Genomic DNA, 25760 nt, shown 5'->3' with positions numbered 1-25760 from the left:
TCTATAATCTTGATATTGCTTCTTTTATTATATCTGTTGTTACACACAATGAAAAACGAATATATCCTTCTCCTTGCGAACCGAAAATGGTTCCTGGTGTTATAAAAATATCTTTATCGTATAAAACTGCATCTGTAACTTCTTCAGATTTTTTTCCTTCGGGTATTTTTGCCCAAACAAATAAGCCTGTTGCATTTTTATTATAAGTAGCATCTAATTTATCTGCTAATTGCCAAATTAGATTTCTACGTTCTTCGTAAATTTTATTTTGATCAGAAAACCAACTATCAGATAATTGTAAAGCTTCTATTGCTCCTTTTTGAATTCCGTAAAACATACCGTAATCCATATTCGATTTTACTTTTAAAACTTCGTCGATATATGTTGTATTACCTAACAACATACCAACTCGCCAACCAGCCATATTAAAAGTTTTACTTAAAGAATTCAATTCTAAAGCAATGTCTTTTGCGCCATCAACTTGTAAAATACTAATAGGATTATCATTTAAAATAAAACTATACGGATTATCATTTACAATTAAAATATTATGCTTTTTACCAAATGCTACTAATTTTTGAAAAGTTATTAATGTTGCATCTGTACCTGTTGGCATATGCGGATAATTTACCCACATAATTTTTACATTAGATAAATCTAGATTTTCTAATGTTTCAAAATCTGGTTGCCAATTGGTTGTATCACTTAAATTGTAAAACAATGGTTCTGCACCCACCAATTTTGTTACAGATGTATACGTTGGATAACCAGGATTCGGAATTAAAACTTTATCCCCTTCGTTTAAAAAAGCCATAGAAATATGCATAATTCCTTCTTTACTTCCCATTAAAGGCAAAATTTCATTTTCTGGATTTGCATCTACAGAAAACTTGCTTTTATAAAAACTTGAAATTGCATTTCTTAATTCTGGTAAACCTTGGTAAGATTGATATTTATGTGCACTCGAATCACCCAAACTATTAGAAATTGCGTCTAATACTTTTGTGGGCGGTTGTAAATCCGGAGAACCAATTCCCATATTAATAATAGGTTTTCCTGCTGCAGCTAAACCTCTAACTTCTCTTAATTTTTTAGAGAAATAATATTCTTGTACTGTATCTAATCTTTTGGCAGCTTTAATCATTTTCTCCCATTTTTATACGTTCCTAATATCTTAAATTTTTCTGCCATTATTTCTATAATAGCTTTTGCTTTTTCGTAATCTTTGTAAGCATCAAAAGTAACATCAACAAAAAATGAATATTTCCAAGGAGATTCTATAACCGGTAAAGATTGAATTTTAGTTAAATTCATTTTACAATCGCTTAACACATTTAATATTGCTGCTAAACTTCCTCTTTTATGATCTAATTGAAATTTTAAAGATGCCTTATTAACTTTTTCGTTTATTTCTGGCGCTGTTGTTTGTACAATTACAAATCTTGTTGCATTGTCTTTTATTGTTTGAATTTCATCTTCTATTACCTCTAAATTAAAAATTTCTGCAGCAATTTTTGGAGCAATAGCTGCAATACCAATTAAATTTTCTTTAGAAATTCTCTTTGCTACTTCTGCAGTATCTACATCTTCTACTAATTTTATCTGCGGATATTTTTTAAAGAACTCTTTACATTGTAATAACGCCATCGGATGCGACCAAACCTCTTTGATGTCTTCTATTTTCTGACCTTCTAAAGCCATTAAATGGTGGTGAATATTTAGATATTCTTCACCGGTAATATGTAAATTATTTTTATCAATTAATGCATAATTTGGTATAATAGAACCTGCAATTGTATTTTCGATAGCCATAACACCAAGGCTTGCTGTTGCATCTAATAAATTATCTACCAAAGTATCAAAAGACATGCATTCTATTAAATCTATAGATGCACCATAAAAGTCTCTTGCAACTTTATGATGATTTGAACCTTCGGCTCCTTGTATGGCGATTACTTTTTTCATGAATTGATATCAAAAAAAGTCTCGAATTAAATTCGAGACTTTATATATTTTTTATTCTGTTTAATAACATGATACAAAGTCTCTCCTCTTACTAAAAAAGTAAAAGTAAAAATAGAAACGTGCCCAAGTGTTATTTAACATATTGATTCTCTTTATTAATGTGACAAATCTAAAGATTATATTGAGACAAACAAATTATATCGCATTTTTTATAAAAGAATTGACAATTTGGTAAAATATACTTAATAAAAAGTACTGGTTTTATGAATTTCTTTAATAATTAATCAATGTATCGTAAAGTTAATATCTTAATATATTATTATCCTATTAAGATATAGGATATCAAGCCATTAAAATGAGATTACTGTATTGCAATTTCTTTATACAAGATTTATTTTTATCAGAAAAATAATAGTATATTTGCACCTTCAATGAAAAAATTTCGTTGATATACATAATAATCATTTAAATAATATTGGCATGTACTTAACTAAAGAAGTTAAAGAAAGCATTTTCGAAAAACACGGTAAAGGAAAAAACGATACTGGTTCTTCAGAAGGGCAAATCGCGTTATTTACGCACAGAATTAACCATTTAACAGAGCATTTAAAAAGAAATCGTAAAGATTTTAATACAGAGCGTTCATTAGTAATGATGGTAGGTAAACGTAGAAGTTTATTAGATTATCTAAAGAAAACTGAAATCAACAGATATCGTGCGATTATCAAAGAATTAGGAATTAGAAAATAATTCTTACAAAAAAGAGGCTCTATAAACGTGCCTCTTTTTTATTACAATAAATTTAAAAAGTCTGATGCTAACTACATCAGCAACAATATAAAAAATCAAAAATAGTAACAGCATTTTTGAATTTCCATTGCAACAACAAACAACAACACAACAACACAAAGTATTAAAAAATTAGAATTAAAATTTTATGATTCCAAAAGTATTTAAAGAGGTTATAGACCTTGGTGATGGAAGAACCATCTCATTAGAAACCGGTAAATTAGCAAAACAAGCACACGGTTCTGTTGTTGTTCAAATGGGAAAAGCAATGTTATTATGTACAGTAGTATCTAATTACAAACAAGCAGATGTAGACTTTTTACCTCTTACGGTAGATTATAGAGAAAAATTTGCAGCTGCAGGTCGTTATCCTGGTGGTTTCTTTAAAAGAGAAGCAAGACCAAGTGATGGTGAAGTATTAACAATGCGTTTAGTAGACAGAGTTTTACGTCCGTTGTTTCCAAAAGATTACCACGCAGAAACTCAAGTTATGATACAGTTAATGTCTCATGATGAAGATGTTATGCCGGATGCATTAGCAGGTTTAGCTGCTTCTGCCGCTATACAATTAAGTGACTTTCCTTTCGAATGCCCAATTTCTGAAGCACGTGTTGCAAGAGTAAACGGAGAATTCGTTATCAATCCAAGTAGAGCACAATTAGCAGAATCTGATATCGATATGATGATTGGTGCCTCTGCAGATTCTGTTATGATGGTAGAAGGTGAAATGGATGAAATTTCTGAAGAAGAAATGGCAGATGCAATTAAATTTGCACACGAATCTATTAAAGTTCAAATTAAAGCACAAGTTGCTTTAGCAGAAGCTTTTGGTAAAAAAGAAGTACGTGAGTACGCTACTGCAGAACAAAATGAAGAATTAGCAAAAAAAATACACGATTTAGCTTACGATAAATGTTATGCTATTGCAAAACAAGGAACTTCTAAAGCAGAACGTGGTGCTGCATTTGCAGAAGTAAAAGAAGAAGTAATTGCTACTTTTACAGAAGAAGAATTAGAAGAGTTTGGTGGTTTAGTATCTAAATACTACAGCAAAGCAGAAAAAGAAGCAGTAAGAGAATTAACTTTAAGTGAAGGAATTCGTTTAGACGGAAGAAAAACTGATGAAATTAGACCAATTTGGTGTGAAGTAGATTATTTACCATCTACACACGGTTCTTCTATTTTTACTCGTGGTGAAACTCAAGCATTAGCAACAGTAACTTTAGGAACTTCTAGAGAAGCTAACAAAATAGACATGCCATCTTATGAAGGTGAAGAATCTTTCTATTTACATTATAACTTCCCTCCTTTTTGTACAGGTGAAGCTAGACCATTAAGAGGAACATCTCGTAGAGAAGTTGGTCATGGTAATTTAGCACAACGTGGTTTAAAAGGAATGATTCCTGATGATTGTCCATATACAGTAAGAGTTGTATCAGAAGTATTAGAATCTAATGGTTCTTCTTCTATGGCTACAGTTTGTGCGGGTACAATGGCTTTAATGGATGCTGGTGTAAAATTAACGAGACCAGTTTCGGTATTGCTATGGGATTAATTTCTGACGGTGATCGTTATGCAGTTTTATCTGATATTTTAGGTGATGAAGATCATTTAGGTGATATGGATTTTAAAGTAACTGGTACTGCAGAAGGTATTACTGCTTGTCAAATGGATATTAAAATTAAAGGATTAAGTTACGAGATTTTAGTAAATGCTTTAAAACAAGCTCGTGATGGTCGTTTACATATTTTAGGTAAATTAACTGATACTATTGAGGCGCCAAGTGCAGAAGTAAAAGCTCATGCACCGAAAATGGTTAACAGAAGAATTCCTAACGAATTAATTGGTGCATTTATTGGACCAGGTGGTAAACACATTCAAGAATTACAGAAAGAAACTGAAACTACAATTGTAATTACAGAAGACGCTGTAACAGAAGAAGGAATTATAGAGATTTTAGGAACAAAACCAGAAGGTATAGAGGCTGTTATTTCTAAAATTGAATCTATGATGTTTAAACCAGAAAAAGGTTCTGTTTACGAAGTAAAAGTAATTAAAATGTTAGATTTTGGTGCTGTTGTAGAATATACAGAAGCTCCAGGAAACGAAGTTTTATTACACGTAAGTGAACTTGCTTGGGAACGCACAGACAATGTTTCTGATGTTGTAAAATTAGGAGACATTTTAGATGTTAAATATTTCGGAATCGACCCAAGAACTAGAAAAGAAAAAGTTTCTAGAAAAGCTTTATTAGAAAAGCCGGAAGGTTATGTTGCTAGACCACCAAGAGACGATAAGCGTTCGGAGGTAGAGACAACCGCGGAAGAGATAACAGACGTGATGACAGAAAACCTAGAGAAAATAAAAAAGATTAATTTTTAAACTTTTTTATCTAAATACTAAAAATCGCCAAAATTATTTTGGCGATTTTTTTTGTTTAAAACGTAATAATCTAAATGCTTTTATTTTCTTTGTACTCTCTATATGAAAATTCAACGTATTACATATTTATCTTTAGGTACAAACCAAGGAAATAAGCTAGAAAACCTCCAAAAAGCGATCAACTTAATTGGAGACAAAATTGGCGCAATTCAAAAAATATCATCAATTTATAAAACTGCTTCTTGGGGTTTTGAAGGTAACGACTTTTACAATGTATGTATTAAAGTCTCAACATATTTACCACCAGACACTTTACTTAAAGATGTTCTATCAATTGAACAAGAGCTAGGTAGAGAGAGAAAATCAACAGAAAATTACGAAAATCGAAATATCGATATTGATGTTTTATTATTTGAAGACGAGATTATATTTTCTAAAAATCTAATTGTACCACACTCTAAAATGTTACAAAGAAAATTTGTAATGGTTCCTTTAGAAGAAATAGCATCTAATGTAATTCATCCTATAGAAAAAAACAAATCAATGTATGCTTACAAGGTTGCACAGATAAATCTGAAATAGAAAAAATAAGCGAACAACTGGTAAGACCAATACCAATTTCAGAGAAATACAATTACATTGCAATAGAAGGTAATATTGGTGCTGGTAAAACTTCTTTAGCTAAAATGATGTCTGATGAATTTAATGCAAAATTAGTATTAGAGAGATTTGCAGACAACCCGTTTTTACCTAAATTTTATGAAGATAAAGATAGATACGCTTTCCCTTTAGAAATGAGTTTTTTAGCCGACCGATATCAACAACTTAGCGATGATTTAGCGCAATTCGACTTATTTAAGAACTTCATTGTTTCAGATTATTATATTTTTAAATCTTTAATATTCGCGCAAGTTACTTTATCTAATGATGAGTACTTATTGTATCGAAAAATGTTTAATTTAATATATAAAGAAATTACGAAACCAGATCTTTATGTGTACTTATATCAAAACACAGAGCGACTTTTAGAGAATATTAAAAAAGGGGAAGAACATACGAGCAAAATATTGAATCTGAATATCTAAAAAAATACACGACGGTTATAAAAGCTTTATATCAACGCAAGAAAACCTGAACTTATTAATTATAGATGTGTCTGAAATAGACTTTGTTAACAACAAAAAAGATTACAATTTTATCATAAATAAAATAAAGTATAATTAAAAAAATATTATACTTTTGCACCGATATTAATTCCCCCAAATTTGTTAAATATTATATACTATACCCACAATGAGGAGAATTTTTTAATTGCAATTTTAACTTGTTTATCAAGCACTGCAATATTTAGTCAATTTACTACAGACGAAATTACTTACGGAAATAGAATAGATTTAGAAAACTCTAACAGTTGGGCTGTTGGTGGTGGTTTCAGTAACTTTATTATGCACGGAGATTTGCGTTCTATTGGTACAGGAGATGATACCAACTACTTTAATTTTGGTGGTTATGCTTATGTAAATAAAATGTTTAACCCACTTTTAGGTTTAGAATTTAAAGTTTCTTACAATAAAATTTCCGGTGGAGCTCAATATTTTTCTAATGAATCTAATTACTTTGTACTTTATTCTGAAAACAAAGTAGTAAATCAAGATAACTTAAACTTTGAAGGTGCAGCTTATGGTGCAGAACTAAATTTAGTTTTTAGTTTTACAAACTTATATCAAACAGCAGCTTCAAAATGGCACGCAGCAGGATACTTTGGTGTTGGTTATCATCAATACAACTCTACATTATATGAAAGATTTTCTGATGGTAGAAATGTAGAAATTGTAGATTTCGGATTTAATCCATCAAGAAATAGCCAAAATGCAGCTAGTTCTATTTATTTATCTGCACAATTTGGTCTTAAAAGAAGATTAAATAAAAAACTAGATTTAGAATTTAGAACAGGTATGTACTTTAACTACGAAGATCATTTAGATGCTGCAATATCTAATAAACAAGATTGGGAAACATTTTTTGTTTCTAGTATAGGTGTATCTTTTAAATTAGGAAAAAGAAAGTATTTACCATTTGGGGTGACGAAAACGGAGACAATAGAGGTAAATTTCAAATTGTTGATACCGACAAAGATGGTGTAATGGATGAATTAGACATAGAACCAAATACGCCTGCAGGTGTAATGGTTTATGGTAATGGTAAAGCTGTAGATTCTGATAAAGATGGTTTACCGGACCACAAAGACAAATGTCCTTTAGAATATGGTCCTGAATCTAACGAAGGTTGCCCATTAAATGTAGATTCTGATGGCGACGGTATTATGGATGGTAAAGATCTTTGTCCTGCAACTCCAGGAACTGTAGAGAACAGAGGTTGTCCTAAACCAGAACCAAATACTAACAATGCGTCTAACATTAACAATCAAATTGCATTATTAGCAACTAGTATATACTTTGATACTAACAGTGATAGAATTAAAACTATATCTTTTAGTACTATTGATAAGATTGTTAAATTAATGAAGCAAGTGCCAAATGTTAAGTTCCTTATTGAAGGACATACAGATGACAGAAACAGTGATAGATATAACTTGTACTTATCTCAAAGAAGAGCAAATGCAGTTAGAAAATACATGATTAAAGAAGGTATTAGTAGTGATAACCTTAGCGCAAAAGGATTTGGAGAATCTAGACCTAAATTCTCTAACGAAAACGCTGGTGGTAGACAACTAAACAGAAGAGTAGAGATTAAACCTTCGGTTCTTTAGAGTAATCTAAAACTATAAAAATTATAAAGAGAGCGTATATTTTAATATATGCTCTCTTTTTTTGAGGAAACGCCATAAAAAAAGGATGTAAATAAATACATCCTTTTTTCAATTAAAATACTTTTATAAAGTTACTACTTTTTAAGCTCTAATTTTTCTGCAAAATATTCACAAAAATCTCTCATTGTATCACTCATTTTTTGATCATCTGTGGCACGTTCAAAAGTATCGGCCATTGATACCAAAGTTTGATGATAAAACTGTTTCATTTCATCTACAGGCATATCTTTTGTCCATAAATCCATACGTAATGTATCTTTCTTTTTATGATCCCAAACAGATATCATAATAGATTTAGAAGTTTCATTTTCTATGCCACCATCTTTGGCAGTCCAAGAAATTTCTTCCGGCACTTTATTTTCGTCTAAACCAACGTTAAATTTAATTTCTGAGTTATGTTTTACTGACATTATTTTCTAGGCTTATATTTAGATTTTTTATATAAATCTAATTCGTTAATTTCTAAAAGTTCTTGCAAAGATACATCATTCTGTTGCATATAAGAACGAACAATTTGCCAACCTAACCAAACACCGGCTCTACCAGGAGATAAATTATCTTGCCCCATATAAAACTTAGAAAAAGGTGCTACCTCTAAAAAACGCTTATTCAATTTTGTATCGGTACTAAAAAGCAGTTTCTTTTCTATAAAATAGGCCCAAATTTGCTCTTCATTTTCTTTAATCCACATAAATTTATCTTCTTGATATCCTATTTTTTCGATATCAGAAATATTTGGTAAATAAAAATCTAACAAGTACATTTTTTTCCTTCATTAATCATTTTAGCAATAAAACTTCTTTCTCTAGAAGGTCGAACTTGCCTTTTGATTATCTCGTTAGCAACATCTACAATAATATGATTTTTAGTATTATTCGCTTTAATATAAGTTGGATAATCATTATAGAACCTGTGATTTTTGCCTAGATAAACATCTAAAGAAATAATAAGTAAACTATCTGCATAAATTACTCGACTATCATAATCTATGTTGGTTAACATCGTAACTACATTTGGCGCTTCAAATTTTGGATTGTAGTATTTTACATGCTTAAACAAAGAGGTTAGTTGCCTTTTAAGTGGATTAATATCTTTATAAATAAGTTGAGTTTCATTAAAAAGTTCTAACTCTTCTTTATTTTTCATTTTTGAAATTGAAAGACTATCTGAAATTTCTTTTGGAAAAAAATAAGGATATGTTTCTTTTAATTCTTTTAGGTTTTCCTTTTTTGATGTGTAAAAATCTACATCAAAACGCTTCACATCAAAATTAACAGTAGTGTTAGAAACATCTATTTTATTTATACTATTACTAGTGTTACATGAATAAAAACTAAATAAAACCGCTAAAATCACTAGAAAAAATCTCATAAACTTTGTATATTGCTAATAGAATTATAAACGTTAAAAATACTAAAATAGTTTATCTAATGAATACAGAAAAAGTAGCAATTCATATTATTTCTTGGTTAAAAAGTTATGCTGAAAAAGCTGGTGTAAAAGGTTTTGTTGTTGGTGTTTCGGCGGAATTGATTCTGCTTTAACATCTACACTTTGTGCCAAAACCGGCTTACCTACTTTATGCGTCGAAATGCCAATACACCAAGCAGAAAGTCAGGTTTCTAGAGCCGAAGAACATATTAAACAATTAAAAGAAAAATTTTTTAATGTTTCTGAAGTTAGAGTGAATTTAACATCAACTTTTGAAGATTTTAAAAAAGTTGTACCAAACACAGAGAGTTCAGCTAAACTAGATTTAACTTTAGCAAATACCGGAGCAAGGTTGCGAATGACTACTTTATATTATTTTGCAGGTTTACACAGTTATTTAGTTGCCGGAACAGGAAATAAAGTTGAAGATTTTGGTGTTGGTTTCTATACTAAATATGGTGATGGAGGCGTAGATTTAAGTCCTATTGCAGATTTAATGAAATCTGAAGTTTATGATTTAGCAGCTTATCTAAATGTACCAGAATCGATTCAAAAAGCGCAACCTACAGATGGCTTGTTTGGAGATAGCAGAACCGATGAAGATCAAATTGGGGCTTCTTATGATGAATTAGAATGGGCCATGAAAATGCAAGATCTTCAAAAAAATGAAAGTGATTTTACAGGAAGACAAAAAGAGGTTTTTAAAATATATGAGAGGTTAAACAGAATTAACCAACACAAAATGGTACCGATACCAGTCTGTGAAATTCGAGAAAATTTAAAATAAAAAAATCCCGTAATTAAATTGCGGGATTTTTTTGCATTTTAGGGTAAAAATTACAGCAGATTTGCCGCAATCATCATTTTTTTAATTCTCATATACGCTCGTCTTTTAGAACCTTTAGAGATTTCGAATGGAAGAAGAATAAAAAGTTGAACAATTTTTAATAGTTGTAATACTCTTTTCATAATAAATTATTTTTCTTTAGCACGTGCAATATACAAAAATTCTATTCTGAAACATGATACCTTAGTAGGGGAAAACACCCAATTTTACAATTTAATAACTTTAAACAACTCTATTTAACTTTTCGAACAACCTTATTTTTAGACCCGTATAGCTTTTTATTGTCTCTAAATCTATAGCGGCATCTTGACTTCCTTCTTTTATTAAGTCTTCTATTTTCTTCCCAATTAAAACGCGTCTTAAATTAAAAACAGCATCACTTACTAATTTCGGTAAAATATCTAAAGCACCTTTAACCTCTATATTTTGACCTTCCCAATCACTTAATTGGTGCTTTTCCTCATCCATAATAATAGAGGTAACAGTAGAAGAAATGTCTGAGTTTTTATGGTTCACCAAAGCATCTATTTCTAGTTTTTCATACTGATTTAATTGATAAATAACTTCTGTATAAATTTCTTGAAAAATAACATTTGTAAACTCTGTTTCGTCTTCTTGTAAATGCAAATATATTTCTGCAGAAACATTATTATTATATTTTCTTTGTGTTACAGTTATTCTACCCTCTTCATCCTCATTCTCAATTTCTTCTAAGAATTCAGCTTCTTCATTTCCAAATAAAAGCAAGATTCTAATAATTTCTTTTTCTAAAATAGAAAGTTGATCTATCTTTTCTGCAGCAGTTTTACCTTTAACCAAGCCCATAGGAGCCTTTTCTTTATTTGCAAAATATTCTGCTGGTGGTTCGTTGGGATCTTGCTGAGAATTGTTTTGTTTTCTATTTATCTTATTTCTGTCTTGAATTCCTTTTTTTAATAATTGCGCTAATTCACTAAAAAGCACACGCTCAGAAATATCCATAATTCGAGCACATTCTTGTACATAAACTTCGCGTTGAATACCATCCGGAATTTTAGAAATACTAGTTACAATATCTCTAATTACACCCGCCTTTTTTACAGGATCGTTATTAGATTCTTTTAACAGCAAAGAAACTTTAAACTCTATAAAATCTTTAGAAGATTCTTCTAAATAGGTTTTTAACTCTGTTGTTGAATGCGATTTTGCAAAACTGTCTGGATCTTCTCCATCTCGGAAACTGTACAACTTTTACATTCATACCTTGTTCTAGAATTAAATCTATACCTCTTATAGAAGCTCTAATTCCTGCCGCATCACCATCAAAAAGAACGGTAATATTTTTTGTAAGTCTATTTACAAGTCTTATTTGATCTGGTGTTAACGCTGTACCAGAAGACGCAACTACATTTTCGACACCAGATTGATGAAATGATATTACATCTGTATAACCTTCTACCAAGTAACAATTATCTTGCTTTGCAATTTCTTTTTTTGCTTGATAAAGGCCATATAAAATTTTACTCTTGTGATAAATATCGCTTTCTGGTGAATTTAAATATTTAGCCGCTTTTTTATCCGCAGTTAAAATTCTACCACCAAAACCTAAAATTCTACCGAGACATAGAGTGTATAGGAAACATAACACGACCTTTAAATCTATCGAATTGTTTTGTTTCTTTAACAATAGTTAAACCTGTAGAAGCTAAATATTTAAGATCATATCCTTTTTTTAAAGCTGCTTTTGTAAAACCATCCCACTCGTCTAAACAGTAACCAAGTTCAAAAGTTTTTATAGTATCATCTCTAAAACCTCTTTCTTTAAAATAAGAAAGCCCAATAGCTTTCCCTTTATTAGTGTTTAACATGATGTCATGAAAGTAATCTTTGGCATAATTAGATACCATAAACATACTTTCTCTTTCGTTCATCTGAGCTTTTTCTTCTGATGTTTGCTCAGTTTCTTCAATTTCTATATTGTATTTTTTTGCGAGCCATTTAATAGCTTCTGGATATGAATAATGCTCATGTTCCATTAAAAATGATATAGCATTTCCTCCTTTTCCGGTAGAAAAATCTTTCCGATTTGCTTTACAGGAGAAACCATAAAAGATGGTGATTTTTCATCTACAAACGGACTTAATCCTTTAAAATTACTTCCTGATTTTTTTAGCTGAACAAACTCACCAATAACCTCTTCTACTCTTGCAGATTCAAAAACGCGGTCTATGGTACTTCTAGAAATCATTTCTTTTAATTAATTAGTGTAACAAATATAATAAGAAGTTATTCTTATAAAAAAAGAGATCTCACAAGTTTAAAATAACTTGTGAGATCTTAAGTATAAAACAATATTTTTTAAGAAGCTGCTCTTAACTTTTTTAATGTTGTATTCGTCAATTTTGCTTCTGCGTACTCTTTTGTAACATTAAATTCTTTATCGTCGGAACTTGGTAACTCAAACATTGCATCTGTAAAGATAGCTTCACATAAAGAACGTAATCCTCTAGCTCCTAATTTATACTCTACAGCCTTTTCTACAATGTAATTTAAAGCATCTTCTTCTATTGTAAAAGATACATCATCCATCGTAAAAAGCTTAGAATATTGCTTAATGATAGAGTTTTTTGGCTCAGTTAAAATTGCTCTTAACGTTTTTGCATCTAAAGGATTCATGTAACTTAATACCGGTAAACGACCAATAATTTCTGGTATTAAACCAAAAGATTTTAAATCTGAAGGAATAATGTATTGTAATAAGTTTTCTTCATCTACTTTGTCTTCATCTAAAGAAGCTCCAAAACCAACAGCTTGCATATTTAAACGCTTGCTAATTATTCTTTCTATTCCGGAAAAAGCTCCACCAGCAATAAATAAAATTTCTTTAGTATTTACTTCTATAAATTTTTGTTCCGGATGTTTTCTACCTCCTTTTGGCGCTACATTTACAACTGTACCTTCTAATAATTTAAGTAATGCTTGTTGTACTCCTTCCCGAAACATCTCTTGTAATTGATGGATTATCACCTTTTCTCGGCAATTTTATCTATTTCATCAATAAAAACGATACCTCTTTGGGCTTTATCTACATCGTAATCTGCTGCTTGCAATAGTCTACTTAAAATACTTTCTACATCTTCACCAACATAACCCGCTTGCGTTAAAACTGTTGCATCTACTATAGAAAACGGAACATTTAACATTTTGGCAATTGTTTTTGCAACCAATGTTTTACCTGTACCGGTTTCTCCTACTAAAACAATATTAGATTTTTCTATTTCTACCTCATCTTCATCATCTTTGGTTTGTAATAATCTTTTGTAGTGATTATAAACCGCAACAGACATAGAACGTTTAGTTTCATCTTGACCAATTATATATTGATCTAAAAACTGTTTAATTTCTAAAGGTTTTTTTAATGTTAAATCTTTAGAAAGTCCGCTAGATTTTGCTTCAGTAATTTCTTCTTCTACAATACCATGAGCTTGTTCTATACATTTATCACAAATGTGCGCATCCATACCTGCAATTAACAAGTCTGTTTCTGCTTTTTTCGTCCGCAAAACGAACACTCTAAGTTTTCTTCTTTCGACATTATATCAGCTTTTGATTCAGCTTAAAAATAAGCTGAAATTCTTTATACTTTTCTTGCTAAAACTTCATCAATCATTCCGTAAGCTTTCGCTTCATCCGCTTTCATCCAATAATCTCTATCAGAATCGTTGTGAACTTTTTCTATTGTTTGTCCGAATGGTTTGCAATAATTGCATACAATTCGTCTTTTAATTTTAAGATTTCTCTTGCAGTAATCTCAATATCTGACGCTTGACCTTGAGCACCACCTAAAGGTTGGTGAATCATAATTCTAGAATGAGGTAACGCAGAACGTTTACCTTCTTGACCTGCACACATTAAAACGGCTCCCATAGAAGCTGCCATACCTGTACAAATTGTGGCAACATCTCGGTTTTATAAACTGCATTGTATCATAAATACCTAAACCTGCATAAACACCTCCACCTGGTGAGTTTATATAAATTGAAATATCTTTATTAGCGTCTACGCTTTCTAAAAATAATAATTGTGCTTGTATAATATTTGCAACTTGATCATTAATACCAGTTCCTAAAAAGATAATTCTATCCATCATTAAACGAGAAAAAACATCCATTTGAGTAATATTCATTTGGCGTTCTTCCATGATATATGGAGTTAAACTACTTGTAATTTTTGTATAATTTGTACTGCTTATTCCGTGGTGTTTTGTTGCGTATTTTTCGAACTCTTTTCCGTAATCCATTTTCGTGATTTTGTTTTAAGTTTAATACTGTAAATATAAGAACTATTTCTTACTCTTTTGCTTTGCGTTAGTTGCTAAAAAAACCCGAATAAAATAATTCAGGTTTTTTGTATATAATTAAGCTATAATTCAAATCTTTTAGTAAGATTCAAATGAGTTATAAACTATTATTTGTATGCTTCTTTTACAAACTCTTCGTAAGAAAGTTCTTTTGTCTTAAAAATCATGTTTTCTTTATAAAAAGCTAACAATTTCTGACTAATTAATTGTGTTTGTAATTTTTGTGCTTCTTCTTGGTTTTGTAAAATTCTACCAGCAATTTCATCCAATTCTTTTTCTTCGGATTCATGTTACCAAATTGAGCCATTTGCGTACGGATAAATCCTTTTGCATAGTCTACCAATTCTGCATAGTCTAATTTTATATCGTTATCTTTCATAATCTTACCTTCGATTAATTGATAACGTAAACCTTTTTCTGATTTTTCGTATTCTGCTGCAGCTTCTTCTTCTGTTAAAGGTTTTTCACCTGCAGTTGCTAACCATTTCTTTAAGAAATCTGCTGGTAAATCGAATTTAGTATTTTCGATTAAGTGCTCTATTACAGAATTTAATAAATGTTGATCTGATTGTTGTAAGAATTGCTTTTCTGCGTCTTCTTTAATTTTTTCTCTTAATTCTGTTACAGAAGAAACACTACCGTCTGCAAACAATTTATCAAACAATTCTTTGTCTAAATCTGCTGGTTCTGTTTTAGTAATTTCTTCTACAGTTAAAGTTACTTTAATATCTAAATCTTTAATTTCATCTGCAGAAACACCTAAAATATGTTGCAACTTGTTATTGTCTTCGAATAATTTTTTAGTTTCTAATTCGATTACATCACCAACTTTAGCACCTATAACTTTCTTTTCGTTTTTCTTTCCTTTAAGATCGTTTACTAAGAAAGTACTCTTTTTTTCGATTCCTTTTTCTTCGTTTACAAAAGTACCAGTTACATTAGAGTGCTCTGTTGCTTCTTCTAACGTAGACATTTTACCGTATCTAGTCTGAATGTTTTTTACCTCTTCATCTAACAAATCTTCTGTTGCAACAATGTTGTATTGATTAATCTTTTTCTTAGATTTTAAATCAACATCAAATTCTGGTGCTAAACCTAATTCGAATTCAAAAGAAAAAGTTTCTGCATCCCAGTTGAAATCGTCTTGAACTCTTGGTAAAGGATTACCTAAAATATCTAACTTTTCTTCTGTTAAGAATTTATTTAAAGATTCTTGTAAAAGCTTGTTAACCTCATCTACCATAATAGATTGACCATATTGCTTTTTTATCATACCCATTGGCACGTGTCCTTTTCTAAAACCAGGAACATCTGCTTTTTTACGGTAATCTGATAAGATATTATCTACTTTTGCTTGATAATCTTCTGCAACAATATCAACTTTTACAACTGCGTTTAACGCATCTATGTTTTCTTTTGTAATATTCATTTATTTGTTCTTTTATCTTGAAAAAATCGAGTGCAAAATTAATTATTTTTTTTACTTAACAAGTATTTAAGTACTTCTATTTCAGTAGAAAAAATTAAAATTACCTCTATAACTTATTATGTATTAATTTTTATTGTTGTCTTTTAATAAAGAAAATAATGCCGATCTAAAAATGGATAGTAAAATACTGAATAACAAGGCCGAAAAGAACCCGAAACAGCAAACCCAGACACTAACTTATCTGCAAGTAAAATTATTATGGCGTTAATTACAAAAATAAACAAGCCAAAAGTTACAAGTGTGGCCGGTAAAGTAAAGAAAATTAACAATGGTCTAACCACCATATTTAACAACGCAATAACTGCGGCTACTATTATTGCAGACACGTAACCGTAAACCTCTACTCCTGGTAAAATATTTGCTAGCACTATTACAGCTAAAGCGGTTAGTAAAATTTTTAAAAATGTTTTCATCTAATGATTTTATATTATCAAAATAGCGAAAACTATACCAAATGTAAAAGACTGCTTTTTTGTCAGTAAAAAGTAAAATTTATACTTATTTACTTTTTTGCAACTCTGTAGCTTTTCTTTCTAATTCTGCCTGAAACTCTTCCATTACAGGCTTTACAGTACTTTCTCGAATATCAGAAACCTTAATATACATTAAACCATCTACAGCATTATTAAACTTAGGATCTACATTAAAAGCAACCAAACGTGCATTTTGCTTAACATACTTTTTAATTAAAACAGGTATTCTTAAAGCACCTGGCTCTATCTCGTCTATTATCTTATCAAATTTTTGCATATCAGATTTTGTTGCATCAAAAACAAAATCTTTATCACCATCTTTTAATTTAACCTTGTATTCTTTCTTCGGATAAATGTATTGTGCAATGTAAGGGTCGTAATAATGAGATTTCATAAACTCTATCATTAACGATTTTGAAAAATCTGAAAACTGATTGCTAATAGAAACTCCGCCCATTAAATATTTATACTCCGGATGACGCAAGGTAACATGTACAATTCCTTTCCATAATAAAAATAACGGCATTGGTTTTTGCTGATATTCGCCAATAATAAAAGCTCTACCCATTTCGATGGTATTTTCCATCATTTGATGCAGTTCGGCTCTACTCTAAATAAGGTCTGAACGTAAAAACCGTTAATTCCGTACTTTTTATAAATTTCTTTACCAAGACCCATTCTATATGCTCCAACCAAAACATTCGCTTCTCTGTCCCATAAAATTAAGTGATGATAATACCTGTCATATTTATCTAAGTCGATAGATTTATTTGTTCCTTCACCAACAGCTCTAAAAGTTATTTCGCGTAATCTACCAATTTCATGTAATAAATTAGGTACTTCTTTTGCACTTGCAAAAAACACTTCGTAGTTTTTACTTTCTAATAATCTACCGCCATTATCTCTAATAGCATTTACTTCTTTTACAAAAAGATCTGTGCTTCTTTGTGCTGTTATTTTTTTTGCTGGTTTTTTTATTTTGATATTCTGTGCAGAAATTAACTTGTGTGCTTTTTCAAAAGGATTCGCCAACATGTAGGTTTTCTTCCTTATAAATTCATAAAACGCAGGTATTTCTTTAAACTCGTTTTGATCTTTTACAGAAATTGGTTTTCCTATTCTAACTTTTACAACTCTACCACCTTGATTCATTACTTCCGAAGGTAATTTTGCTGTTCTTAGCGTATCAGATATTTTAGAAAGAAAGTAAAATAATCTACTATTTTTTGCATGAAAATAAATCGGAATAACTGGTACGTTTGCTTTTTTAATCAATCTAACAGCACCTTCTTCCCATGGTTTATCTACATTTAACTTACCATCTTTATAGGTAGAAACTTCTCCTGCAGGAAAAATCCCCAATGGTTTTCCTTCTTTTAAATGCAATAAAGCACTTTTAATTCCGGCAACGCTAGATTTTGCATCCTTTCTAGTTTCAAAAGGATTAACTGGCATTACGTAAGGCTTTAATGGCTCTACTCGGTGCAATAAAAAATTAGCGATAATTTTGTAATCTGCTCTTTTTTCGATTAATAGTTTTAGCAATAAAACACCATCAATACCACCTAAAGGATGATTTGAAACAGTTATAAACGGCCCCTCTTTAGGTATACGTTTTAAATCCTCTTCCGGAATTTCGAATTTTATATTACAATCATCTAAAATTCCGTTTAAAAAATCTAAATCAGATTTATTTTTGTTCTTATCGTAGATTTTATTGATAGCAGAAATGCGAAGAATTCTTAACAGAATCCAACCAATAAAAGTCCCTAAAAAGCCAAACTTTTGTAAACCAATTACTTGCGCAATTTCTTTAGATGTTACTAATGCCATAAATTATAATTAAAGCGAACTGCAAACATACTAAAAAAACAGATATTGTCTTATTAATTTGTTGCCAAAACAATCTGTATAGTCTCTTTGTTTACCTGTGTTAATAAAGACGATCCTTTTTCTTCTATACTTGCAACGGCTTTATCATCAAAATGACGAACAGTAAATAAATCTACGCCTTTTTGAACATCAATTTTAAACTCGTTTTTAAGTTCATTGTAAAACGCCTCGAAGCCATTAAATTTATTATCAATACAAACTGAAAAACTAATTGCAGAGTTTTGTATTAAATTAACTTTTAATTGATAATCGTGTAATTTCTTAAATATATAACTAATGTTATTTTCTACCATAAAAGAAAAATCTAATGCTGAAATAGAAACTAAAATCTGATCTTTCTTAACAATAAAACATGGTATTAATGGTTCTAAATTAGATCCTTTAGAAATTCTCGTTCCAGCTTCTTTAGGGTTCACAAAAGAACGTACCAATAACGGAATTTCTTTTCTTTCTAATGGCTGTAATGTTTTTGGATGAATTACAGATGCACCATAAAATGCCATTTCTATAGCTTCTTCGTAAGAAATTTGTTTTAACAACGTTGTTTCTTCAAAAACTCTTGGGTCTGCATTTAAAACTCCTGGTACATCTTTCCGAGATAGTTACATTTTCTGCATTTAAACAATAAGCAAAAATTCCTGCAGTATAATCAGAACCTTCTCTACCTAAAGTTGTAGTATTTTCTGTATCGTTTGCCGCTATAAAACCTTGTGTTATATTTAATTTGGTAGCATCAACTTTTTCTGTAATAATTTGTTGCGTTAAAGTCCAATCTACTTTAGCATCTCTATAATTACTGTCCGTTTTAATATAATTTCTAACGTCAAACCAATTATTTTGAATACCCACTTTTGTTAGATAAGCACTTACAATTTTTGTTGATAAAAGCTCTCCGAAACAAATAATTTGATCGTACACATAATTATACCTTTGTGATGTATTTCGCGCTAAAAACCAACTTAACTCACCTAATAAAATATCTATTTCTTTAAAAATAGCATCATCTTTATCAAACAAATCAGACATTAAATTTTTATGAAAATCTTCTATAACTCCTAAGTTTTCAGATAATTTATCTGTTTTATTATAGTAAGCCTCTATAACCTCTTCAAAAGCATTTGTAATCTTACCCATTGCAGAAATTACCACTAATGTATTTTCTGTTCCTTCGTTTTGTAAAATACTTGTTATATTTTTTACACTTGCGGCATCTTTTACAGAAGCTCCTCCAAATTTAAAAATCTTCATTTCTAATTATTTTGAATAAATTTTGCTAAATTTTCTTTGTTCATTTGTACTACAGACCAATCATTTAAATAAGTAGCACCTGTGCTTTTGTAGAAATCGATGGCATTTTTGTTCCAATCAATTACTTCCCAAGCAACTCTATTAAAATTATTATCAAACGCATATTTTAAAACTGCTTTATAAAGTGCTTTACCTGCGCCTATTTTTTGCTTGCTTTTAGTTACAATCAAATCTTCTAAATGTATTGTTCTTCCTTTCCAAGTAGAATATCGTTCGTAAAACAACGCAATACCGATAATAGTATTTTCTTGTTCTGCCACATAAATCTTAAATTTAGGATCTTTAGAAAAACCATCATTTATTAAATCTTCTACAGTTATCTCTACAGCATCCGGTTCTTTTTCAAAAACAGCCAATTCTGTAATTAAATCTAATACAGCTTGCATGTCTTCTTCTTGCCCTAATCTTATTTTAAAGTCCATGTTTCTAATTTTTTGTCAAAGATAGTCCTTTCGTTTTCGCTTAAAAATAATTAAATATTTTGCACAGTTATTTTTGATTTGTTTAAATTTTAAAATAATAAATAGTTAATATGCAAAAAACAAGTAAGATTTTTACCAAAAAAAGCTGTACGAAAACGGTGTAGTTGTCTAAATTTTAGCATCTTTGTAACATTAACTATACACAACAACATGTTACCAAAAAAACAGACTTTAGGAGAATTTATTATTGAAAATCAGCACGCTTTTAAATACAGTTCGGCGAACTATCTAGTTTATTAAACTCAATTAGATTAGCTGCAAAAGTTGTAAATCACGAAGTAAATAAAGCTGGTTTGGTAGATATTATTGGTGCTCATGGAGACACAAACATTCAAGGTGAAGACCAACAAAAATTAGATGTTTATGCAAATGATAAATTTATACAAACACTAACTAGAAGAAATATTGTTTGTGGTATTGCCAGTGAAGAAGAAGACAGTTTTATCTCTATAAATAGTATCGACGAGAACAATCAAAATAAATATGTTGTATTAATAGACCCTTTAGATGGCTCTTCTAATATTGATGTAAACGTTTCTGTAGGAACAATTTTTTCTATTTACAGAAGAGTTACACCAACAGGAAGCCCAGTATAACTAGAAGATTTTTTACAAAAAGGTGTTGAGCAAGTTGCAGCTGGTTACGTGGTTTATGGTACATCTACAATGCTAGTTTATACTACCGGAGATGGTGTAAATGGTTTTACCTTGAACCCAGCAATTGGTACATTTTATTTATCGCACCCAAATATGACGTTTCCAGAAGATGGAAACATCTACTCTGTTAACGAAGGAAATTATTTCGATTTTCCGGAAGGTGTAAAAAAATATATAAAATACTGTCAAGAAGAAGAAGGAGAAAGACCTTACACAAGTAGATATATCGGTTCTTTGGTTTCAGATTTTCATAGAAATATGATAAAAGGAGGTATTTACATGTACCCAAAAGGTTCTAGAAATCCGAACGGAAAATTACGCTTACTTTACGAATGTAACCCTATGGCTTTTTTAGCGGAACAAGCAAATGGCTATGCTTCTGACGGTTACACTAGAACCATGGAAGTCGAACCAACAGAATTACACCAAAGAGTACCTTTTGTTTGCGGAAGTAAAAATATGGTAAACAAATTAGAGGAATTTATGCAGAAATACGGCGAATAAATCTTATTTATACTATTATAAGTTAACAAAAGGCTAATATTTTGTTCAACTGCATCATATTGAGTAAATTTACAGTATTAAAATAATACGAACTTTAAAACTTAAAAAAATGGCTTTTCAATTACCGAGAATTAGGATATGCATACGATGCTTTAGAACCTAATATAGATGCTAGAACTATGGAAATTCACCATACAAAACATCACAACGGATATACAACAAAATTAAACGGAGCAATAGAAGGAACTGATTTAGAAGGAAAATCTATCGAAGATATTCTTGCTAATTTAGATATGAGTAACGGCGCTGTAAGAAATAACGGTGGTGGATTTTACAATCACTCTTTATTTTGGACAGTAATGAACCCAAACGATAGAGGTTATTTATCCGGAGATTTAAAAGACGCTATTGAAAGCGCTTTCGGATCAAAAGAAGCATTTATCGACGCTTTTTCTAAAGCAGCAGCTACTCAGTTTGGTTCTCGGTTGGGCATGGTTATGTGTTTTACCAGGTGGTAAAGTAGAAGTTTGTTCTACACCTAACCAAGACAACCCATTAATGCCAGGTGTAAACTGCGAAGGAACTCCTATTTTAGGATTGGATGTTTGGGAACATGCATATTACTTAAACTACCAAAACAGAAGACCAGATTATATTAATGCATTTTTTAATGTAATTAACTGGAATGAAGTTGAGCGTAGATATGCTGCAGCAAAATAAATAGAAATCTTACTAATTAAGATAAAAAAAGCATCCTTTTTAAGGATGCTTTTTTAGTCTATATAATAAGGATTTAATCAATAATAATCTTTTTATTGAACAATCCCTTTTCTGTCTTAATAACTAAAACATATACCGCTTTAGACAGTTTGTTTAATTTAAAGTTTAACTCACTTTTATTACTATTTATATCCTGATTAAAAACTTCAGCTCCCAAAATATTAAACAACTTTACAGTTTCTATCTGATAATTAGATGTATTTTTAATTAAAAACTCGCCATTATCTCCTCCTTGAATACTTAATAAAAATTCATCCTCTTTAAAATCTTCATTAGTTAATGTTTTATCTGTAAAAGTGATGAAAAACCTATCATCATAAGTACCCGAGGCTAAATTTATAGATTTAGGAGCTTCATCTAAATTATAGAATTTATTTAAAACTCTATCATTTAAATACACAGGTGTATTAATTTTTATCTTTTCGCTTATAGAAAAAGTAACTTCTCGATCTTGATCTAACTGAACTACCATCGGTATTTCTAAAGATTCATCAAAATTAAACGTACCAGTAATAATATAAGGACTAGTAGAACCCTTAACTTTTAAATACAAATCTGTTGGTTGCAAGCCCCACATAACTGCATCGAAACCAATATCATACTCATCTGTTAAACCTCTAAACACTGTTGCTACTGTTCGGGTTCTAACTTCACTTTCAGATAAATTAAATTTAAAATCAATCTTTATGGTTGAAAAATCTCTAGTACTTTTTTGTTTTGATGATGTTTTAGCAACTATTACACCAGTATCAGATAAATCATTTAAGGTTCTTTGTGAATTTTTAAAAACTAAAGTACCAGAACCTGGTGTTTCTTTTGTCACAAAAAATCCCTGCCCAATCGGTAAATATCTTCCTCCACCGACTGTTACCCCACTAACAATAGTATTATAAGTTCCGAATAATCTCCTCTAACATGAGTATTATCAGAAGAACCGTTATAAATATAAATTACACCATTAAATTCTGATGAATTATCATTTATAAATGCTTCTGCATCTAGTGCAGAAGGATACGGGTTACCTATTAAATTAAATTTATTTTGATCTAATGTAAAAGAATAATCTCCATCGTTTGGTATACCAGAAAAAGTAAATGTAGCACCAACACTTTTCATATTCCATCCTTCTCCTGGAAGAAAAATAGGATCTGTTGGATCTACAAATCTTGTCCAATCACTAGCATTTACAAACTTAGCCAACCACCTAGAACTAATACTTATAGGCTCTGATGACGAATCTCCATCAAAATTAGGAGTAAAATTAATGTCAGCAGCTTCACCAACAGTTGGAGTTGGAGATGTAGCTACATTTGTTCCGTCTTTTAAAACATCGTTTATTGAAAAAGGAGTGCCTGGTGTTGTACTGAATTTCTTACTGGCGAAGACCAATAACCAGATTGATATACAGATGAGCTAGTTGCAGTTTGATCTACGAAAAGTTTACCTGTCCCTGAGTTTAAATTATTACCAGTTGTATGAGTTTGTACTAATTGAGAATTACCAACTAATCTTAGTTCACCGTTATTTAAAATACCATTTTTAACTTTTAGTAACACGCCGTAATTAACAGATAAAATTCCTCCGTTTTCAATCTCAATCTCTCTAACAACAGCATCCTCGGTTAACGTTAGCGAACCATTAGAAGTACTTTTTACCAACAATTTAAAACAGCCATCTGTTAAATCTGGCACATTGGTAGTAGCAGAACCATTATAGTATTGCGTATCATCAACAACTATTAAATCTTGGTATTCTACAGCAAAATAATCATTATTAGAAAAAACCACATTATTAGCTTGATATAAACCACCACCAATATCTGCTAAATCATAAGTAGATGTAGGCGATAATAAATCACTGTCATTATCTATAACTAATTTAAGTACAGCACAATCTTCTTTACTAGAAATATCTACGGATGATAAATCTAATATAAAACTAACGTCACCGACATCATTTCTTTTACTAACTCGCCATTTAGTAGAAGTTCTTTGTTGATAATTATCTTCATTTGTTTCAAAAACGATATCCTCTTTATTGTCTCTACCCCAAAATAAAAATTCATCATTTGCAAGACTACTTGGGTTATAAATTCTAACAATTCCTGTTCCTTGAGAATCTACATGATTAGAACCATCTGTTGCTTGACCAATACCCGCAACATCATAATCAAAATTACCAGCAGCTGAATCATCTTCATCGTAAAAATTATTTGAATTTAAGGTAATATTATATTTTGCAGATAAATAATTACTAACAATAATTCTCTCTGCTTCATTAATATATTTATTATACATAATTACCTCTGCAAAGTCTCCTTGATGCGCTTGTGAAGCTACATAATCACCATCATTTCCTCCTGCTCCATCATCTTCACTATCTTGTTCACCAGCCAAAGCTAAAGAACCGCCAGGAGTTATAATTCTACCACCAGGAAAATTAATATTTCTATCAGTTCCGTTAAGAGATGTATTTGCCGTTCCGGATGTTTGCCATCTATAACCAACAACATTCCAGTTTGCAGTGCTTACATTTAAGCCGAACCCCTTGCCTGATTAGTAACATACATAGACAAATTATTGCTATTAAATAATAGAAAATCGTTATTAAGAGCAGATGATGACGCATAAGATAACACTCCGTCACCTCCTTCATTTGCATTTTCAGTTTTATTCACATAGAAGCCGTAAATTGCTGTTGTTGGAAAGTTTGTGAAGTTAGTTTTTCTCAAACGTCTATTAGATTCTTCGAACCTAACCGCATCATAGCCGTTAACAATATTTTTCTTAATTATAGGCTGAAAAGTAACATCTTCTTGAGTTAAAGTTGAATTATAACCCGATAAATCTGACCAAGAAGCAAAAGGAGCATTGTCATTTTCAGAAATATCATCCGGATTTGTCCATAGCACAAGACTCGAAGTACCATCAATACTACCTACACCGCCGGGACCTAAATATCCTTCTGCTACAGGAGGCGGAGCAGTATAATTCACAGTAATTATCCAACTATTATTATCAACCTTATTTTCATTAACACTACAGCCAGCTCCTGTACCTTCCCAAATTACTCTTAAAACATCCATTTGAAAAGTCAAAACCCCTGAAACACTTACGCCATTTGCGATTGTTAAACCCGATCGAGCGTAAGATAATGTTCCTGGACTATCTCCTATACCTGCAGTATAATTGTTCTCACTTACAGCACCTTCAACATAAATTAATCTAGATCTTTGGTCTGACATCCAACCTTGAACACGTGCCGTCATTTGATAAACAACATCTACACTCGTAACAATAGATCCTGGCGGTACAATAACTTGCAACTCTGACAACGGAGCACATTGACTAGAATCCTCAAAACCTGTTGGAATATCTCCTAAACTGTACGTTGCAGTTGAAGTTTGGGCACTTAAAATAGCACCATAAAAAAGATAAAAAATAAAAATTATTCTTTTTGCTTGTTTTAACATCTTTAAAATTTTTTAAACTTGTTAACACATTACATAAGGTAATTCTTGGGGAATTTTTCTTACATCAATTTTAATATTGATAATGTTTATCTCACTAAAATAAGGATTTTATTTTGATTT

12 protein-coding genes and 13 pseudogenes are annotated in these 25760 nt (G+C 30.6%); 8 read left to right on the top strand and 17 right to left on the bottom strand.

Features of this window, described 5'->3' with window-relative positions; all coding sequences use genetic code 11:
* Position 1: 1 nt before the first annotated feature.
* Complete coding sequence (locus tag ACZ1HD_RS02170; RefSeq protein ID WP_472688520.1) at positions 2-1144, bottom strand: pyridoxal phosphate-dependent aminotransferase; 1143 nt, start codon at positions 1142-1144, stop codon at positions 2-4.
* Positions 1141-1965 carry a prephenate dehydratase gene (locus ACZ1HD_RS02165; protein ID WP_472688519.1) on the bottom strand — a complete coding sequence of 275 codons (825 nt, stop codon included), beginning with the start codon at positions 1963-1965 and terminating at the stop codon, positions 1141-1143. Before ACZ1HD_RS02165 ends, ACZ1HD_RS02170 begins: the two co-directional genes overlap by 4 nt.
* A 480-nt stretch (positions 1966-2445) precedes the next feature.
* Here ACZ1HD_RS02165 and rpsO point away from each other — a divergent pair, with 480 nt between their 5' ends.
* The 5 genes and pseudogenes from rpsO to ACZ1HD_RS02140 all read left to right on the top strand — a co-directional run bounded on the left by rpsO (position 2446) and on the right by ACZ1HD_RS02140 (position 7906).
* Entirely contained in the window at positions 2446-2715 is a 270-nt protein-coding gene (rpsO, locus tag ACZ1HD_RS02160) for a 30S ribosomal protein S15 (protein ID WP_077811000.1), read from the top strand.
* A 187-nt stretch (positions 2716-2902) separates the two neighbouring features.
* Positions 2903-5129, top strand: a pseudogene (locus tag ACZ1HD_RS02155) (polyribonucleotide nucleotidyltransferase).
* Positions 5130-5238: 109 nt separating this feature from the next.
* Positions 5239-6360 (top strand): annotated as a pseudogene (gene folK / locus ACZ1HD_RS02150) (2-amino-4-hydroxy-6-hydroxymethyldihydropteridine diphosphokinase).
* Between the two features lie 41 nt (positions 6361-6401).
* The gene (locus ACZ1HD_RS02145) at positions 6402-7280 is read left to right on the top strand and encodes a hypothetical protein (RefSeq protein ID WP_472688518.1); all 879 of its coding nucleotides are present in this window, start codon (positions 6402-6404) and stop codon (positions 7278-7280) included.
* A complete protein-coding gene (locus tag ACZ1HD_RS02140) occupies positions 7280-7906 on the top strand; it encodes an OmpA family protein (RefSeq protein WP_472688517.1) in 627 nt (208 codons plus the stop codon). Before ACZ1HD_RS02145 ends, ACZ1HD_RS02140 begins: the two co-directional genes overlap by 1 nt.
* Positions 7907-8040: 134 nt before the next feature.
* On the opposite strand, the gene gldC is transcribed toward ACZ1HD_RS02140, so the two are convergent.
* Positions 8041-8376, bottom strand: coding sequence for a gliding motility protein GldC (gene gldC / locus ACZ1HD_RS02135; protein ID WP_472688516.1), 336 nt, complete (start codon positions 8374-8376; stop codon positions 8041-8043).
* Positions 8376-9337, bottom strand: a pseudogene (gene gldB, locus ACZ1HD_RS02130) (gliding motility lipoprotein GldB). The gene gldC and the pseudogene gldB overlap by 1 nt, the downstream one beginning before the upstream one ends.
* A gap of 59 nt (positions 9338-9396) precedes the next feature.
* On the opposite strand from gldB, the pseudogene nadE reads away from it, so the two are divergent.
* Positions 9397-10184: pseudogene (gene nadE / locus ACZ1HD_RS02125) on the top strand (NAD(+) synthase).
* A 282-nt stretch (positions 10185-10466) separates the two neighbouring features.
* Here nadE and dnaG read toward each other — a convergent pair.
* The 9 genes and pseudogenes from dnaG to ACZ1HD_RS02080 all read right to left on the bottom strand — a co-directional run bounded on the left by dnaG (position 10467) and on the right by ACZ1HD_RS02080 (position 20168).
* Positions 10467-12471 (bottom strand): annotated as a pseudogene (gene dnaG, locus ACZ1HD_RS02120) (DNA primase).
* Positions 12472-12581: 110 nt separating this feature from the next.
* A pseudogene (gene clpX / locus ACZ1HD_RS02115) lies at positions 12582-13818 on the bottom strand (ATP-dependent Clp protease ATP-binding subunit ClpX).
* A gap of 42 nt (positions 13819-13860) precedes the next feature.
* Positions 13861-14135: pseudogene (locus ACZ1HD_RS02110) on the bottom strand (ATP-dependent Clp protease proteolytic subunit).
* A complete protein-coding gene (locus ACZ1HD_RS02105; RefSeq protein WP_472688515.1) occupies positions 14113-14523 on the bottom strand; it encodes an ATP-dependent Clp protease proteolytic subunit in 411 nt (136 codons plus the stop codon). Before ACZ1HD_RS02105 ends, ACZ1HD_RS02110 begins: the two are co-directional and overlap by 23 nt.
* A 167-nt stretch (positions 14524-14690) precedes the next feature.
* Positions 14691-16012: pseudogene (gene tig, locus ACZ1HD_RS02100) on the bottom strand (trigger factor).
* A gap of 123 nt (positions 16013-16135) precedes the next feature.
* Positions 16136-16485: pseudogene (locus ACZ1HD_RS02095) on the bottom strand (phage holin family protein).
* An 85-nt stretch (positions 16486-16570) separates the two neighbouring features.
* Positions 16571-18378, bottom strand: a pseudogene (locus ACZ1HD_RS02090) (GNAT family N-acyltransferase).
* A 53-nt stretch (positions 18379-18431) separates the two neighbouring features.
* Positions 18432-19686, bottom strand: a pseudogene (locus ACZ1HD_RS02085) (aspartate kinase).
* A 2-nt stretch (positions 19687-19688) separates the two neighbouring features.
* Positions 19689-20168 (bottom strand): GNAT family N-acetyltransferase, encoded by a 480-nt coding sequence (locus ACZ1HD_RS02080; protein ID WP_077810986.1) that lies wholly within the window; start codon positions 20166-20168, stop codon positions 19689-19691.
* Between the two features lie 210 nt (positions 20169-20378).
* Here ACZ1HD_RS02080 and fbp point away from each other — a divergent pair.
* Positions 20379-21388: pseudogene (gene fbp, locus ACZ1HD_RS02075) on the top strand (class 1 fructose-bisphosphatase).
* Positions 21389-21497: 109 nt separating this feature from the next.
* A pseudogene (locus ACZ1HD_RS02070) lies at positions 21498-22108 on the top strand (superoxide dismutase).
* Between the two features lie 73 nt (positions 22109-22181).
* Here ACZ1HD_RS02070 and ACZ1HD_RS02065 read toward each other — a convergent pair.
* The 4 genes from ACZ1HD_RS02065 to ACZ1HD_RS02050 form a co-directional block, all read right to left on the bottom strand.
* Positions 22182-22991: a T9SS type A sorting domain-containing protein gene (locus ACZ1HD_RS02065; RefSeq protein ID WP_472688514.1), complete on the bottom strand. Its 810-nt coding sequence runs from the start codon at positions 22989-22991 to the stop codon at positions 22182-22184.
* A gap of 44 nt (positions 22992-23035) precedes the next feature.
* Positions 23036-23557, bottom strand: coding sequence for a hypothetical protein (locus ACZ1HD_RS02060; protein WP_472688513.1), 522 nt, complete (start codon positions 23555-23557; stop codon positions 23036-23038).
* Entirely contained in the window at positions 23503-24564 is a 1062-nt protein-coding gene (locus ACZ1HD_RS02055; RefSeq protein WP_472688512.1) for a DUF8202 domain-containing protein, read from the bottom strand. The genes ACZ1HD_RS02060 and ACZ1HD_RS02055 overlap by 55 nt, the downstream gene beginning before the upstream one ends.
* Positions 24565-24701: 137 nt before the next feature.
* Positions 24702-25640, bottom strand: coding sequence for a hypothetical protein (locus ACZ1HD_RS02050; RefSeq protein WP_472688511.1), 939 nt, complete (start codon positions 25638-25640; stop codon positions 24702-24704).
* Positions 25641-25760: the final 120 nt, after the last annotated feature.

Source organism: Polaribacter sp. HA6-7 (genome assembly GCF_055693625.1).
Note: the sequence above shows the minus strand (reverse complement) of the source record. Positions and strands in the feature narration are given on the sequence as shown.